The organism is Nocardia sp. NBC_01730 (assembly GCF_035920445.1).
In the GTDB taxonomy this organism is placed as follows: Bacteria; Actinomycetota; Actinomycetes; order Mycobacteriales; family Mycobacteriaceae; genus Nocardia.
The window spans coordinates 3,279,448-3,295,494 of sequence record NZ_CP109162.1; the positions used below are offsets into that span (position 1 = coordinate 3,279,448).

Annotated in this window: 15 protein-coding genes; 1 reads left to right on the forward strand and 14 read right to left on the reverse strand. The window is 67.7% G+C overall.

What is annotated here, in order from left to right; translation table 11 throughout:
• From OHB12_RS12650 to OHB12_RS12710, 13 genes are all read right to left on the reverse strand, one after another.
• Nucleotides 1-1,491, reverse strand: coding sequence for an SCO6880 family protein (locus OHB12_RS12650; RefSeq protein WP_327119185.1), 1,491 nt, complete (start codon nt 1,489-1,491; stop codon nt 1-3).
• On the reverse strand, nt 1,488-2,963 hold the full coding sequence (locus tag OHB12_RS12655; protein ID WP_327119187.1) for a hypothetical protein: 1,476 nt from the start codon (nt 2,961-2,963) through the stop codon (nt 1,488-1,490). Before OHB12_RS12655 ends, OHB12_RS12650 begins: the two co-directional genes overlap by 4 nt.
• A complete protein-coding gene (locus tag OHB12_RS12660; protein ID WP_327119189.1) occupies nt 2,957-3,802 on the reverse strand; it encodes a hypothetical protein in 846 nt (281 codons plus the stop codon). The genes OHB12_RS12655 and OHB12_RS12660 overlap by 7 nt, the downstream gene beginning before the upstream one ends.
• Nucleotides 3,787-4,599 carry a hypothetical protein gene (locus tag OHB12_RS12665; protein WP_327119191.1) on the reverse strand — a complete coding sequence of 271 codons (813 nt, stop codon included), beginning with the start codon at nt 4,597-4,599 and terminating at the stop codon, nt 3,787-3,789. Before OHB12_RS12665 ends, OHB12_RS12660 begins: the two co-directional genes overlap by 16 nt.
• On the reverse strand, nt 4,596-5,252 hold the full coding sequence (locus OHB12_RS12670) for a hypothetical protein (RefSeq protein WP_327119193.1): 657 nt from the start codon (nt 5,250-5,252) through the stop codon (nt 4,596-4,598). Before OHB12_RS12670 ends, OHB12_RS12665 begins: the two co-directional genes overlap by 4 nt.
• A 31-nt stretch (nt 5,253-5,283) precedes the next feature.
• Complete coding sequence (locus OHB12_RS12675; RefSeq protein WP_327119195.1) at nt 5,284-5,559, reverse strand: hypothetical protein; 276 nt, start codon at nt 5,557-5,559, stop codon at nt 5,284-5,286.
• Nucleotides 5,560-5,567: 8 nt separating this feature from the next.
• Nucleotides 5,568-5,864 (reverse strand): hypothetical protein, encoded by a 297-nt coding sequence (locus OHB12_RS12680; RefSeq protein WP_327119197.1) that lies wholly within the window; start codon nt 5,862-5,864, stop codon nt 5,568-5,570.
• Nucleotides 5,865-5,916: 52 nt separating this feature from the next.
• The gene (locus OHB12_RS12685) at nt 5,917-6,579 is read right to left on the reverse strand and encodes a DUF6668 family protein (RefSeq protein WP_327119199.1); all 663 of its coding nucleotides are present in this window, start codon (nt 6,577-6,579) and stop codon (nt 5,917-5,919) included.
• Nucleotides 6,576-7,454, reverse strand: a complete 879-nt coding sequence (locus OHB12_RS12690) for a MinD/ParA family ATP-binding protein (RefSeq protein ID WP_327119201.1) — start codon at nt 7,452-7,454, stop codon at nt 6,576-6,578. Before OHB12_RS12690 ends, OHB12_RS12685 begins: the two co-directional genes overlap by 4 nt.
• A 15-nt stretch (nt 7,455-7,469) precedes the next feature.
• Nucleotides 7,470-8,423 carry a hypothetical protein gene (locus OHB12_RS12695; RefSeq protein ID WP_327119203.1) on the reverse strand — a complete coding sequence of 318 codons (954 nt, stop codon included), beginning with the start codon at nt 8,421-8,423 and terminating at the stop codon, nt 7,470-7,472.
• A 56-nt stretch (nt 8,424-8,479) separates the two neighbouring features.
• A complete protein-coding gene (locus tag OHB12_RS12700) occupies nt 8,480-10,078 on the reverse strand; it encodes a cutinase family protein (RefSeq protein WP_327119205.1) in 1,599 nt (532 codons plus the stop codon).
• 304 nt (nt 10,079-10,382) lie between these two features.
• A complete protein-coding gene (locus OHB12_RS12705; RefSeq protein ID WP_327119207.1) occupies nt 10,383-12,785 on the reverse strand; it encodes a RelA/SpoT family protein in 2,403 nt (800 codons plus the stop codon).
• A gap of 477 nt (nt 12,786-13,262) precedes the next feature.
• Complete coding sequence (locus OHB12_RS12710) at nt 13,263-13,763, reverse strand: winged helix-turn-helix transcriptional regulator (protein ID WP_327119209.1); 501 nt, start codon at nt 13,761-13,763, stop codon at nt 13,263-13,265.
• An 80-nt stretch (nt 13,764-13,843) separates the two neighbouring features.
• Between OHB12_RS12710 and OHB12_RS12715 the strand changes: the two genes are divergently transcribed.
• On the forward strand, nt 13,844-14,257 hold the full coding sequence (locus tag OHB12_RS12715; protein WP_327119211.1) for a nuclear transport factor 2 family protein: 414 nt from the start codon (nt 13,844-13,846) through the stop codon (nt 14,255-14,257).
• Between the two features lie 83 nt (nt 14,258-14,340).
• On the opposite strand, the gene OHB12_RS12720 is transcribed toward OHB12_RS12715, so the two are convergent.
• Entirely contained in the window at nt 14,341-15,930 is a 1,590-nt protein-coding gene (locus tag OHB12_RS12720) for an ATP-binding cassette domain-containing protein (protein WP_327119213.1), read from the reverse strand.
• Nucleotides 15,931-16,047: the final 117 nt, after the last annotated feature.

Consider the following 16,047-nt stretch of genomic DNA (forward strand, 5'->3'; position numbering starts at 1 on the left):
TCACCCCGCCAGTGCCTTCGGAATAGTGGCGTGTTCCGGCAGGATCACCCCGCAACCCAGCGAAGCCGCGAAGGCCGCCGCCTGGTATCGGTAACACCGCCGAATCTTCAGACGCGCCTGGGTCGACAGGTCGCGCGTGATGGCTTCGATCCGCGGCAGATCGCCGCGCAGGGGCTCGGTGATGGTCACCAGTGCCCCGAAGCGGGTCACACCGTGACCCCTGGCCTGCTCCTCGCGGGCCTGCTGGGTGGCACCCACCCGCAGTGTCGCCGCCGCGGAAACGACCCCACGTTCACTCTGCTGGGCTACCAGCGCATTCTTGAAGTCGTCGTCGACGATTTCGGCGGCATCGGCGGCCGAGTGCGGCCGGTACACGATGGCGATACGTTTGCGCGGCACTTCGGGATTCGGTGCGAGCAGCCGCTGCAGCACCCTCTCGTCGACCGCACCCTCCGGAGCGGCGTCCATCTCCCAGGTCACCGACCGGCCGCCGTCGTGCACCAGGTAGTCCCACTTCTCGTCGTGCGAGACCGGGCCCGCGTCCGCCCAGTCCAGGCCGTGACCCTCGGGTTCGCTCGCGGCGACCTCCAGGTCGGCCTGCGAGGCAGGGTCGTAGCTGCGCCGGATGAACGAGATCACCTCGTCGGCCGACATCGGCTGCGCGCGCACACCTGCCTCCGCCAGTGCCGCGCAGATGCCGGGCAGACGGCGGCCGATCTCGACGGCCTCCTCCGCCGGGTTCTTGCGGCGCTCGGCGGTGGTGGCCTTGAACGTGATCGCCACACGCGGAAGCAGCTGCACCCGCTCCTGCGGCAGTTCGGTGGCCAGCTCATACATCACCTGCTGGGCCAGCTCCGGCGCCTCCGGCCGCGTGATCGTGGAAACCTCGGTGAGCAAACGGTTTCCGGTCTCTGGCACGGTGTCGATGACCGGGACCACGGCGACGATGTCGCTGGTCTGGCCGACCGAGGCGAGGAAGGTACCCCAAGCCGACACCCACCGGTCGATCACCGGCTGGTCCACCGCCTCGTGGCCCTGGGGCCACGCGCGCAGTACCACCGTGTACTGCGCGAACTGGGGGAGGTGGATCATGCCGAAGCTGTAACCGCCCGCGTCGATGCCCTCGTAGAGCTTGGAGGGCGCGAGCAGACCGGGCAATCGGGTGACGCCGCCCGGGATTCGGGAGAACCGGCCGCCCCGGTACACATGCTCGCCGCGACCGCGCGAGCGCATCCAGTTGAACATCATCAATCCCGTCTCGTAACCCGAACGGCCACCCGTCCGCCACACCAGTGGAACCATCACGACGACGCCGGTGCCGCCGACGATCAGACCCCATTGGAAGCCACCGGCCATCGCGGTGATCAGCGCCGTGATCACGACCGCGAAGCCGAGCACGGTCTCCTCCCAGCGCAAGCCGAAAAGGCCCGCGCTGCGCGGCTTCTGCCAGAGGCCGTATGAGCGCCGCTCGTAGGTGTCGGTGACTGTCATCGCGGAATGGTGCTCCTCCCGAGGTCGGGTGAACGATTCGTCCAGCGGTCGCCCGCGACGTCACCCATTGCTTGGTCGGCCCGGTTCAGGCCGCCGCTCGCGGCGCGCGCCGCGCCGATCCGCCCTGCCGTCCTGGACGCTCCGGACGCTACCCCGGACGCGCCGGACGGGCCGGAGGCGCGCGGGGCCGCGCCGCCTTGACCACCACCACCTCCCCGCGGCTGCGTCGGCCGCGGCGCGCCACCACCGCCGCGCGGTCCGCCGGCACCGCCAGGTCGCGGCCCGGTTCCGCTGCCGCTCACGTAACCCGCCGCACCCGGCGCCGCGGAGCTCTTGACACCGACCGCCTTGGTGCCCATAGCGCCGAGGCCCGCGACCGCGAGCAAGGTACCGCCGGTCGCGGTGAGACCGGAACCGCCGCTGCCGACGATCGCGACGGCGGGCGTGACCAACCGCATCAGCGCAGGAAGCACGAACGCCACGCTGCACAGCAACACGATGGCGACGAGCATGCGCTGGGCTTGCTCACCGTCCGGCAGGCCCCCGGTCTCGGTGAGCGAATCCACATGGCCCGCAGTAGTGAACGCGATCATGTAGACGATCGCCGCCACCGGTTTCCACAGCATGAACGCGATGATCCAGCCGATCAGCTTCTGATAGGACTGCTTGCCCACGTTCATGCCCGACGCAGCCGCGGCCAGCGGCAGCACACCGGCCGCGATCACCAGCAGACCCTGGCGGACGATGGCCAGCACGATCTGCGCCAGCGCGCCGAGCAGACCGACGATCGCGATGATCAGCACCAGACCCGGCGAGAACGCCTGCAGCTTACTGGTTTTCACCATCAGCTCGGCCAGGTCCTTGGCGTTGCCGTTGGTCGAGTCGTTGATGATCCACTCCGAGAAGCGGTCCGAGGCCTGGGTACCCGCCACGATCACCGCGCCGAGCATCCAGGAGCTGAACACCACGCGAGTGAACATGCGGAACGACTCGGCCGCCTCGTTCATCGCGGCCCCGCGTCTGGCCTCGGCCAATCGCGCCCCCGAGAGGATCACCGACGCGATCAACAGCAATATCTGCGCTTGATAGGTGTAGTCGTTGATCTTCGTGAACAGCGAACCCGAATCGCTGACCGCCTCGTTGGGCACCTTCATCCAGAAGGTCAACGCCAGGATGATGGCCTCACCGAGACCGTTCATCAGCGAGTCGACCACCTTGCCGAAGGTCGAGTCCCATGCCTTGTCCTTCACCGCGGTCGCCGCCTGGCCGGGATGCGAAGCGGCGTTGCCCGCTTTGCACGCGGCCGATGCGGCGTCACCGAGGGTGAAGCCGGGCAGTCCGAGGCCGTCGAGAGAGTCGTGGATTTCGTTGCACGTATCGTCGAAGCCGTACGTCTGGCCGTAGGCCACGGTCGGAGTCGCGATCATCACTGTGAAGATGACCGCGAAGATTGTGACTAGCCGTCTCACCATTGTGTCCACCCATCGATCGAACCGATCGTCTCGAGCCGCTGTGCGTCGCCCGCGGACGACTTCAGTCTCCAGCCACCGTCACGCCATACCACGTTGAGCCTCATGGCCACCCAGCTTCGCCCGCCGTGCAGAAACTCACGGGTCTTGCGGGCGATACGAACAACAGCGAAATCGTCACCATAGCTTTCGATTCGAAAAGCGTCGGACGCGTACAACAGTGGTTTGACACTCTCTGGCAAGACGTCGGGCACTTTGCCCTCAGCGATCTTGCGCTCCCGATCGGCGAGCTCCTCGGGAGTGAGGATCACCAACTGCTGCCACAGCGGGTGGTCGGTGGGTCGTGCCACGGTCCGCCAGTAGATATGCTCGGCGGCCAGCGCGGCACCCTGCGGTGTCTTGGTGAACCCTGACGGCACGCCGTTGTCGATGCGCGCCGGTCCATCGGTCGTCGAGAAAGGAATGATCGGGCCGCCGTACACCTGTTGCCAACCGCCCGGCTGGTTCGTCCCACCTGGCGCGCCGGTCTGCCACTCCGGATCGGTCATTGTCCGTGGCACGCTCGACTGCGAAAGGGCCTGTCCAGCAGTATCTTTTGGAATATCAAAACGATGCCCGAAGGAGTCCTTGCCAGAACCTACGAACGACGGCCCAAAAGTAGGCCCAGGAGGATTCTCCGACGCTGTTGGCGTTGGCGACGCCTGGTCGTAGGGCGCGTCGTCGTCACCGATAGCAACCACGGTGACGACTGCGGCCACCGCGACTGCGAGGACTGCACCTGCGCCCAGCACAGCCAGCGGCATGCGCCCAAAGGACCTTCTGCGACTCACCACTTCGTCCACCCCTGCAACGACTCGATGTACTCGGTCTGTGCGTTGTTGGTCGTCGAGGGCTTCAAGCGCCAGTCACCCGCATCCCACACCATGACCAGGCGCATCGCCGCCCACAGCTGCTTGCCGTCCACCACCGGCCCGCGGGTGGCGAGGCGGATGATGGCGAGATCGTCGGCGTAATCGTCCACCTTGAACGCGTCGGAGGCGACGAAGTAGCGGGTCACCTTCTCGGGCTGCTGCTCGGGCAGGCGATCGTCGGACAGTGCCTTGTCGTAAGCGGCGATCTGCTGAGCGGAGACCCGGACCTGGCGTACATACAGATCGCGGTCGGCAGGGCGGGCGTTGAGCCGGTAGGTGATCTGCGCGGCGGCCAGTACCGCGCCCTGCGGCGTGTGCGAGTACCCGACGGCCAGGTCGTCTTCGATGCGGGTCGGCCCGTCGGAGGTGGAGAACGGGACGGAGGCGCCGTACACCCGCTGCCAGCCGTGTGGCGCGGTGGTGCCCTCGGGCGCCGCGGTCAGCCAGTCCGGATCGGCCGGCTTGCGCTGACGCGACGGATCCTGCAGAAGTGTTTGTCCGGCAGCGTTGTTCGGGATGTCCACGCGCCTGCCGAGGATGTCGACCTCGGGGCCGGCGAACCCGGTGCCGCCGGAGCCTTCGGTGACGGCGGCAGCGCCGTCACCGCCGTCGTCGTCGCGACCGACGAAGACGAAGATGCCCACGATCACGATGAGCGTCAGCACGGCGGCGGACGCGACGACACCGAAGGAGACGCGGTCGCGCGCGTACGACTCCTTGTCGCTCACGTCGGTGCCTCCAGTTTCACGATGTCGGTGGGTAATGCGTCGATCGAATCGATGGGTCGTATGGTCGAGTCGGGGTCGGGCAGTCGTAATCTCCAGTCGTCGCCGAACCACTCGACGGTCGTGTGGTTCACCGCCTGCGAGCTGTCGGAGTACTCGGTGTACACGTCGACGGTGGAACTCTGATCGGTGTAGCTGGTGATCTTGTAGCCGAGCAGGCGTGGTGTGAACTCGGGAGCGGCCGGCCCCGTGATCGACAGCTGCACCCGGTTGATCGCCCACTCGTCCTTGGCCAGGCCCGGAGCCACTTCCCGCGCGGCCACTTTCGACCACTGGGTGTCCGCGGCCACCGCGAGCCGCACGGAATGGGTCAGCGCGGCGACGCCCGCGCCGCGCGGCGAGTGCTCGAAACCGGTCGCGGCGCCGTCGGCCGTCGACTTCGGCCCCTGGCCGGTCTGCGGCAGCGGCACGCCTTGGAACGGCTGCCACCGCACATCGGTCGGCGCTGCGGTCAGGTCAGGGCCTGACTTGTCGTCGCCTCCTCCGCAGCCGACCGCCGCCAGCACCAGCGCGGCGCCGACAACCCCGGCGGCGGGGCGGCGGAGGTCGCGCCGCCACGCCGCGGAGTCGTTCGACCGAATCACTGTGGAATTCATTTCCGCGTCGTCCCCGTTCCGCTCCGGTGGCTCACGCGGGCAAAAACGCCAGGGCGATCCCCGACGCCGTGCTCGCCACCGCAGCACCCAGCAGGCTCATCAGGACGCCGTGCGAGGAGTCGTTCATGGCCAAGTCGCTGCGGAACGAGATCCATAGCTTGCCTGCGGAAACGATCATCCAGGCCAAGCACACCAACAGTACGAACCACAACAGCCAGTTCAGCAGCTGCATGAGCGGCGCGAGGACCTCGGCGGGCATCTTTTTGTAGGCCAGCAGCTCGGCCGCCGGCATGCGCACGGTACTCATCGCAGACATCAGGTGCCGATGACAGCGTTCATGATGGTGCCCGCGCTGGTGGCGACGACGCCGCCGATCATGGCTCCCGCCACCATCTTCGGCGACTCCAGGCCACCGCCGGTCCACTTCTCCCACGCGAACTTGCCGCCCGCGTAGGTGATGCCGCAGACACCGGACAGCAAGACGAACCAGGTGAGGTAACGCACCAGCTGCAGGATCTTCTCCGAGCCGGGAGGCGCCTCGGGCGTCGGATTACCGACTTGCGCGAGAACGGTGCCGTACGTGTCCTGCACGGCGAGGAGGATCATGCTCATCGGGTGCCTTTCTCGGATAGTGGTGTGGTTGTCGCCGATTCGATGCGTACGTTCACTGCTCGTGCGGCTTTCTGAGATCCGGTGCCTGGTAGTCGAATGTGGCGTCCTCCAGTGCCGTCCGAGCCGCCGCCACAATGTCGGCGCCGAGCACCCGGACATCGAGTGGTACCTCCTCGAGCGGGTCGATCTTGCGTTTCTTCTGCGGCAGCGGGTCGCCGGGGGACCACACCGGCAGCTGCTCGGGTTCGACCAGCGTCCACTCCTCGTACCACGGCACCTGCCACAGCTGTCCGGCAAGCGAACCGACGACGTCGCGGTAGCGCCGGATCTCGGGGGCGATCCTGCCGGGCCGGGCGGCGACCGTGACCAGCCCGAGCACGTCGGAGGGGCCTGCCAAGCCCGAAAGATGTTGGCGCAGAAGGTCGTGCGCGCGGGTCAGACCGGCGATGGTCTCCCTGGCGACGAGGACGACGAACGGACTTTCGCGGTCGAAGACGCCGGGCCAGCGGCGGCCCGAATCCGCCGCGGGCGCAAGCACATGCGCGAGGGTACTGGCTCCCGCTCCGCCGTGCACACCCAGCAGCCACACCAGCGGAGCGCGGCCGATGCCGGGCACCGGCCGGTCCCAGATGGCGGCGCGGCGGGATTCCGGTGGAGCGATCACACCGGCGGGCGTACGTTCGGGCTGAGAGGGATAAACCATGGCGGCGGTCATGATGCCACTCCGGCGAGCAGGCGCCCATACGCCCGACGCGTCTCGGCTGCCAGCTCAACGTGCCGGACGAGTTCACCGCGGGCAAGGTGCGGATCGTACGGAATCTCCCTGATGTCACGGACCCAGCCGGACAGATGCTCACGCAAATGATCCGCTACCCGAGACTCCTCACCCGGATACTGGTGGGAGACAACGATGGTCGTGTCGCCGACGATACCGCCGCCCTGTCCTTCGGCCGTGTCGCCGAACTGGTCGTCGAGCCATTCCAGGGTTACCCGGAGCCGGTTGGCCGCGTCCGTGCGAGCCGGAATGGCAAGTACCAGCGCGACATCCGCGTCATCGAGCAGTGGACGTAGCTGCCTGCCCGCAATCGGGGTTCCCCCGTCGTATACCGCCGTGTACCCGGCGTCGTGCACCGCACGGGCAACCGTGAGATAAGTCGCACGTCTGCGCAGTGGCGCAGCGTCACGCCACAGCAGACCGATGCCCGAGGTGGCGCGCGAAAAACATTCCTTCAACGGCGCGGGTTCGTCGTCCCCGCGTCCGTACAACCAGGACTGCAGGCTGATCGGGTGCAGATGCTCGTCCGCACCGCGTAGCGCGAGATCACTACCCGCCGCCGTCGCGTCCACCGCGACTGTCGGCGTGCCACCCGTGCCGAGTTCACCCGCCAATCCCAACACGGTCGTGGTGGTACCCGCACCGCCGCACCCACCGACCACCAGAATCGGGCGCTGCAGTGGATGGTCCGCCCCGGAACCATCGCCTTTGCCGCGCCGCAATCGCACCACCGGAGCCTTGGAGCGCACCGGCCGACCCGACGGTTCGCCCTCCTCGGGCGCCTCGTCGAGCCAGCGGCTCCAGTCCTCTCCCATCGCTTCTGCTCTCCTTTATCCGGCCGCGATGCCCGTGATCAGAGTGCGGCCGCCGGTCACCGCGGTGGTCACCGTCTGCTTGTTGTACGTGGCGGGACCGCCGCCGGGCCGGTACTCGGTGACCTCCACCGAATACCGGTTGTCGGCGATCGTCACGATCCGCACGCAGTGCGTGGTGCCCGCCGGAATCGTGTCGATACCGCGCTGGATAACCGAAGCGGGCTGGACGGCGGCGTCGGGGGCGACCGCCTCCCTTGCCCGCTCGCCGGAGCGTTCGACGTAATACGCGTACTGGAATGACAGCACCGCGTCCGGACCGGAGTCCGTACCACCGGCCTCCGCGCTGCGAACGATCGAGTCGCCCCGTTCGGTCGGACAGGCGCCGCCGCTGACCGCGCGCGGGTTGACACCCGTCTTGGCGCCGGCGACGGTGAACTGGACCGACGCGGGTACGGGCGAATCCTTCGGCGCCGCGGCGCGGTTACCGGAGGCGTGCAGCAGAAACAGCACACACGCGATGGCCGCGCCGAGCAGCAGCGCCGCCGCGATCAGGACGATCAGCGTGCGGGCCCGGCGGACGGCGGGGTGCTCGCGGGCAGCTTGGCGCAGCGCACCCGACGCACGCGGACGATCCACCCTGTTGTCCCCGTCCGACCGAGGGAAGCGTGCGAGACCGGCCTGCCGCGGCGGGGTGTAGTCGTCGTAGGGACTGGGCGCGCGGCCGGCCACCCAATCCGACCAACCGCCGGTGAATTCGCTGCGCTGCGCGGGCAGATTGCTGGGGATGTCCTCGGCCGGGCGCCCCCACGGCTCGTCGTCCTCGCGAATATAGTCCGGATAGCGCGCCGGCCCGTCGTCCTCCGCGGAAGCGGCGGAACTCGCCTCACCAGGGTGGGCAGTTTCCGGGGTGCCCTTCTCCGGCTCCAGAGCGCCGTACCAGCGGGACAGCTGTTTGTACGACTTCAACATTCCCCCATTCCCGCAGAGCAGGGCACGCAGTATCGCATCGTGGGACCTCTCGGCGATCAGTTCGTGGAGAACGGGTAGGCGTCGGGTATGCCGGGTCGATCGGTGGGCGGAATCGATGTCACGCCGCCGGATGAGGCGCCATCGGCTCCTGTCCCGAACGGAAATTGTCCCGTACCGGACGAACTCGGCGTGGGCGACGCGCCGGAGCTTTCCCCGAAGAATCCGGTCGGTTGCTTCTCCACCACCCCCTGTGGCGTGGCATTGCTGCCGAACGTGTCGGCCACATCGCGGGCGACGGCGGCGAACCAGTCGGCCACCAATTGGGTGGGCGCGTCACCGTTCGCCGAGACGGTCGCGCTGGCGTAGCCGCGGTGCCGCTGGACGGTGTCCCAGTACCGCACCCAGGTGGTCGTGTTCAGCAAATCGCTGTTGTCGGTGATGTTCTGCACGACCGCGTCGAACGCCTGGGTGACCAGCCGGACGCCGGTCGTCGGCGGGATCAACTGCGGTATGGCGCCGAGCAGCTCGGTGCCGAGCGACCGCAGCGCGGCGGGCGGATCAGCCAGGCCAGCGGTGGCAAGCTCCGAGATGGCCGTCGGGTTGATGAACGTCCTGACCACCGTGACAACCGCGTTGAGTCCGATCATGCCGACCTTCAGCAGGGTCTGCAGCGCGCCGGGAATATCCAGCGGGGTGCGCGGGTCGGAGGCGTCGGCGAGGCGCTGCGAGATCGACTTCTCGGGCGAGATCGACAGGGTGGCCAGCGAATTGCCCTGGATGTCCTCGTGTGCCACCTTGGTCGCGGTCTTGATCGAGGTGTACGCCAAGGCCTGCGCGATCGATACCAATGAGGCGATCGGGTCGCCACCGCTCAGCGTGGACTGGCCGGCCACGTTGGCGACCGCGCGGAGGATGGGGGCGCCGTCCGGCGCGTCGCAGGCCAGGTCGCCCGCCGCGCAGAAACTGGCCACACGTCCGGTGAGCGCGCCGAAGTCGGCGGCCCTGTCGCGTTCCGGACCGATGCCTCCGCCAGTGGCCGGCGCCTGCGGCAGGGCGGCGATCGACGCGAGCCGATCGCCCGAGGTGCCCGGCGCGGCGTCCGGCGTCGCCCTGCCCGGCGCACCAGGAAACAGCGGTGCGCCGGAGTTGCGGGTGGGGTCGGCGAACAGCGCGACCGCGGCGACCTTCTCGGCGGGCAGCACGCCGTGGCCCTGGCCGATTTCCTGCGCGAACAGCGAGGCGACGTGCGCGCCCTGCGAGTAGCCGACTACCGCGAAGCGGGTATCCGCGCAGGCGTCGGCGACAGTCTCGGCCATGGTCCGCAGGCGAGCGAGGCCTCCGGTCACCGACTCCCAGTACGGCACCGCGCTACCGGCGGTCGCACCGCCGAAGCCGGATTCATATGGCACATAGGCCCGATCGACCAGACCGCGGTCGGCGGCCTTGGCCATCATCGGCCGGAACACCGTTGACAACATTCCGGTGTCGGTGGTGGGCGCCGCGTCCGGCGAGGACTCACCGGTGCCCTGAATTCCCAACGCGTACAACGCAGGACAAGTTCTGATGTCGATGTTCGTCGAGGGGTTCGCGGGATTGAACGGCTCCGCTTCCGCGGTGCCGGCGGTCGCCACACCAACGGCGAGTGCGACCAGCATCCCCGAGAATCTTGCCGTGTGTCCAGTCATAGCGACCCGCAATCAAGTCGTTTGCCGCAACTACCCTCAACGCCATGAAACGCAGTAGACCGTAACAGATTCCGACTATTGCCGCCGAATCGGCGGAAATCTTCCGCGAAACGCCGATGCGCGCGACACACCATCGCGCGCCGACGGGAGACACTTCGATAAGTTTCCGACGGCTCGCACCGGATGGCTACTACCGGCCGACAACCGGGCCCACCAAAGCCATTGCGATATCAGCTAATACAAAGCTACCGAGAGGTTGGTGGGCCGGGCCCGGTCAGGTAGCGGAGGTGACGCGGTAGACGTCGTAGACGCCCTCCACGTTCCGCACCACATTCAGCAAGTGCCCCAGGTGTTTCGGGTCGCCCATCTCGAAGGTGAACTTGCTGATCGCCACCCGGTCGCCGTGCGTGGCGACCGACGCGGACAGGATGTTGACTTTCTCGTCGGCCAGAACCTTCGTCACGTCCGACAGCAGCCGGGTACGGTCCAGCGCCTCGATCTGGATGGCGACCAGGAACACCGAGGACGGCGAGGGCGCCCAGGACACCTCGATGATCCGCTCGGCCTGCTCGCGCAGCGAACCCGCATTGGTGCAGTCGGTGCGGTGCACACTCACCGCACCGCCACGCGTCACGAAGCCCATGATCTCGTCGCCGGGCACCGGGGTGCAGCATTTCGCCAGCTTGGCGACCGTGCCGGCCGCTCCGGGAATCAGCACGCCCGCGTCGCCGGTAACTCGTTGCCTGCTCGGCGTCGTCGACGGTGTGGAGCGCTCGGCCAGTTCGTTCTCCACGTCACCGATGCCGCCGAGCTGGGCCATCAACCGCTGCACGACGTGGTGCGCGGAGACCTGGTGCTCGCCGACCGCGGTGTAGAGCGTGGAGATGTCGGTGTAGTGCAGTTCATGGGCGACCGCGGTCATCGCGTCGACGCTCATCAACCGCTGCAGCGGCAGCCCGACGCGGCGAACCTCCTTGGAGATCTGCTCCTTGCCACTCTCCAGGGCCTCCTCCCGCCGCTCCTTGGCGAACCACTGGCGAATCTTGGCCTTGGCACGCGGCGACACCACGAAGTTCTGCCAGTCGCGACTGGGCCCCGCGTTCTGCGCCTTCGAGGTGAACACCTCGACGACCTCGCCGTTCTCCAGTTGACGTTCCAGCGCGACCAGCCGCCCGTTCACCCGAGCGCCGATGCAGCGGTGGCCGACCTCGGTGTGCACGGCGTAAGCGAAGTCGACCGGCGTCGACTTCTGCGGCAGCGTGATCACGTCACCCTTCGGGGTGAACACGAAGATCTCCGGCGACTTCAGATCGAAGCGCAGCGACTCCAGGAACTCGGCCGGGTCCGCGGCCTCACGCTGCCAGTCCAGCAGCTGGCGCATCCACGCCATGTCGTCGACCTCGGCGGTGTCGTTGGTGTGTTTGCCTCGGGTCTCCTTGTAGCGCCAGTGCGCGGCAATGCCGAACTCCGCGGTGCGGTGCATGTCCTGCGTGCGGATCTGCACTTCCAGCGGCTTGCCGTCCGGCCCGACCACGGTGGTGTGCAGCGACTGGTAGACGCCGTAGCGCGGCTGGGCGATGTAGTCCTTGAATCGGCCTGCCATCGGCTGCCACAGCGAGTGCACCACGCCGACCGCCGCGTAGCAGTCGCGCACCTCGTCGCAGAGGATGCGAATCCCGACCAGGTCGTGGATGTCGTCGAAGTCCTTACCCTTGACGATCATCTTCTGGTAGATCGACCAGTAGTGCTTGGGGCGGCCCTCGACGATCGCGTTGATCCGAGAAGCGGCCAGCGTGTTGACGATCTCGGCCCGCACCTTCGCCAGATAGGTGTCCCGTGAGGGCGCGCGATCGGCGACCAGCCGGACGATTTCGTCGTACTTCTTCGGGTGCAGGATCGCGAACGCGAGGTCTTCCAGCTCCCATTTGACCGTCGCCATGCCGAGGCGATGGGCAAGAGGCGCAATGACTTCCAGGGTCTCCTTGGCCTTCTTGGCCTGCTTCTCCGGCGGCAGGAACCGCATGGTCCGCATATTGTGCAACCGATCGGCCACCTTGATCACCAGCACGCGCGGGTCGCGCGCCATCGCGATGATCATCTTGCGGATGGTCTCCGCCTCGGCGGCCGCGCCGAGGTTGACCTTGTCCAGCTTGGTGACGCCGTCGACGAGATGCGCGACCTCGGTGCCGAAGTCCTCGGTGAGCTGATCGAGGCTGTAGCCGGTGTCCTCCACTGTGTCGTGCAGCAGCGCGGCCACCAGCGTGGTGGTGTCCATGCCGAGCTCGGCCAGGATGTTGGCGACGGCGAGCGGGTGGGTGATGTACGGATCGCCGGACTTGCGGAACTGGTGCTTGTGCCGGTCGTCGGCCACGTCGAACGCGCGCTGCAACAGCGTCAGGTTCGCCTTCGGGTACAGCTCGCGGTGCACGGTGGCCAGCGGCTCCAGCACCGGCTTGACCGCCGCGATACCGCGCTGACCAGTCATGCGGCGGGCCAGCCTGGCACGCACGCGACGCGAGGCCGAGGTCGGGACGGCGGCACCCGGCTGGCGCGGCAGCGTCGTACTACCCGCCGTCTGCGGCTTCTTCGGCTGGGGCGCATCGGTGGTGGAGGCACCATCCGACTGCGGGTCCGACGCCGATTGCTCGACCTTCGCCTCGCCCAGATGCTGAGTCATGCCACCAACCTCTCCGCGCCTCGATCGGAACACCCTATCCGACCGCTGCAAACTCCCGGACCACCAACTTTAGTCCGGCCTGGGCTCGCACGTCCGTTCAGCTGGCTGCGGATGCGCGCGAGTGTCTCCGGACAAGCGACGGACACGGTTCCCGAGAGGTTCCGGCCACCCGCCGCAACCCTGACATATCGGACGCTTCCATGCCGCCGGAGTTGGGCTGCTCACCGGAATGCGACCCTGCGGATCAACGGCCAGGATCGGGTCACGCGGGCGGTTCGGCGGCGGCCCGTGGTCATAGCTGAAAGCTATACCTACAGTTCGCTTGTGGGCGTCGCGGCGGTGAACGCCCGGCCCGACCCCTTGCCGCATCTTCACCGCATGCGGCAGGGAGTTTGTCGCAGGTTCAACAGTGCGTGGCACACATTATGGAGAGCTTTCGCACGCCGCCCGCCGTGGCCATACGACACTTGCCGCCCGTCAGGGGGCCTGGTCGAGGCGATCGCCGATGAGCATGGTCCCGGGGCCGAGGTGGCCGCCCGGACCGTGCTGCCAGCGGACGTTGTCGGCGGTGAGGGGTGCCCCGCAGGCTCGGCAGACCACCACGCCGGCGGTCGGCTGGCCACAGTCGCGATGGACGACCACGGCGGGCGGACCCGCAGCACCCGCGAGCCATTTGTCGCCCCACGTGATGAGCATGGTGAGGACCGGATACAGGTCCCGCCCCTGTTCGGTGAGCAGATACTCGTGCCGCACCGGATTCGATTGGTAGGCACGTGTTTCGACGATCCCGTGCTTCTGCAGCGCATCCAGGCGCGCCGCGAGCACATTGGAGGCGATACCGAGGTCGCGGCGGATGTCCTCGAAGCGGGTCAGCCCGACGAACAAGTCGCGCAGGATCAGTGGCGTCCAGCGCTCACCGATCGCGTCGACCGTGCGCGCGATCGAGCAGACGATGTCGGAGAAAGCAGCCTTGGGCACACGAGCAGGATAGTCCATTGCTTTTTGCAAGTTACTTGGGTTAGGTTCGGGCCAACCGAGAAGCGAAGGGGTGACCGGATATGTCCGACGCGATTGCCAGGTTCCGCGCGGCGACCGAGGCAGGCGACATCGACGCGCTGATGGAGACGATCGCGCCCGATGCCGAGCTTGCCTCGCCGCTGTCCGGCCGGTTGGTGTTCCGCGGCAAGGCAGACCTGCGGGTGCTGCTTGCGGCCGCCTACGGCAGTCTGACCGGCTTGCGCTGGACCGAGCAGATCGGCGACGGCGCACGCCAAGTCCTGCTGGCGACCGCCGCGATCGGACCGTTCCGGTTGACCGAGGCGCTGGTGATCGGGCTCGACGACCACGGCCGCATCCGCACGCTGAACCCGCACCTCCGCCCGTGGCTCACCCTCACCTACCTCGCGGTGCGCTTGGTGCCCGGATTGTTCCGGCATCCCGGCGTCCTACGGCGGGCGGCCCGGGCCGCGTGAATTGCGGCCGTCGGCCGCGATACCACGTGCGGGCAATCTGCCCCTGCCTAGCGGAGAGCGGTGAAGGCCTCAGTGCGGTCCCGCTACGTCACCGAGGTCTCGGCCAGCCCGCCCGCGGTGAGCTCCAGCCGTCGGGTCACCCCGATGTCGCCGAGGAAGCGCAGGTCGTGGCTGACCACGATCAGCGCACCCTCGAAACCGGCGAGGGCCTGCGTGAGGTGCCGCAGACTCGGCAGATCGAGATTGTTGGTCGGCTCGTCCAGCAGCAACAGTTTCGGCGCGGGATCGGCGAGCAGCAGCATCGCCAGCGCGGCCCGCAATCGCTCCCCTCCGGACAGCGCCGCGGCAGCGACATCGGCGTCCGCGCCGCGGAACAGAAAGCGGGCCAGCTGGGCCCGGATCCGCTCGGCGGACGCGTGCGGCGCCGTCGAGGCCACGTTCTCGAACACCGACCGCGGCTCGTCGAACACATCGAGACGCTGCGGCAGCATTCGCCACGGCACCTTCGGACCGTTCGCCGCGATGCGGCGCAGCAGCGTCGTCTTGCCGACCCCGTTGCGTCCGGTCAGCGCGATCCGCTCCGGGCCGGACACCCGCAACGTCACAATCGGCCCGCAAGCCAGCTCCACCTGGTCCAGGTCGATCACGTCCTGGCTGGGATAGAGCCGGGTGTCGGGCAGATCCACCCGGATCTCCCGATCGTCGCGCAACAACTCCTTCGCCTGCTCGAGCTGCTCCTTGGCGGTGTCGAGCTTCTCGATGTGGCTGTTGCGCAGCTTGCCCGCCGACACCTGGGCCTGCCGTTTGCGTTCCCCCATCACGATTTTCGGCTCCCGCTTCTGGTCCCACATCTTCTGCCCGTAGCGCTGCCTCCGATCCAGCTTGATGCGCGCCTCGACAAGCTCACGCGCCTGCTTGCGCACGTCGCCGCGCGCATCCCGGATCGCGGCCCTCGCGGCCTCCTGCTCGGCCTCGACGATCCGTTCGTACTCGCTGAAATTGCCTCCGAACAACCGCAGTTCGCCGTGCCGCAGCTCAGCGATGACAGCCATCCGCTCCAGCAGCTCGCGATCATGGCTCACCGTGAGGACCGTGCCGGAGAACTGCGTGACCACCTCGTAGAGCCGTTCGCGGGCGATCTGATCCAGGTTGTTCGTCGGTTCGTCCAGCAGCAGCACGTCAGGCTCGGCGAGCAGCTCGGCGACCAGTCCGAGCAGTACCGTCTCGCCACCGGACAGCGTGTCCAGCGTGCGATCGAGCTGCCCGACCGAATCGGCGACGTAGTGCAAGCCGAGCCCGGCCAGTAGCGCGATAGCGCGTTCCTCGACATCCCACTGATTGCCGACCAGGTCGAAGTCCGCCTCGACGGCGATCCCGGACTCGATGCGATGCAACGCCATTCGGATGTCAGCGATACCGAGCACGGCGTCGACGCGCTGCCCTGACGCGAGACCGAGATCCTGCCGCAGATACCCGAGCTGCCCGGTGACCGTGATCGACCCGCGCGCGGGCTTCAGCCGACCGGCGACCAGCTCCAGCAGCGTCGACTTACCCGCGCCGTTGCCGCCGACCAGGCCGACGTGACCGGGACCGAGAACAGCGTCGAGCCCCTCGAAGACGGAGGTGCCGTCCGGCCAGGAGAAGGTGAGATCGGAAATAGACAGATTGGTCATAGCGGCTTCCCAGAGGTTGCGACGGATACGCGGCGCGCGAACGCGGGCCGCCCGAGTGGCTACCTCAGATGAGCAACGGCATGACTCCGATCAACGGGAACAAGACTCGTGCAGATT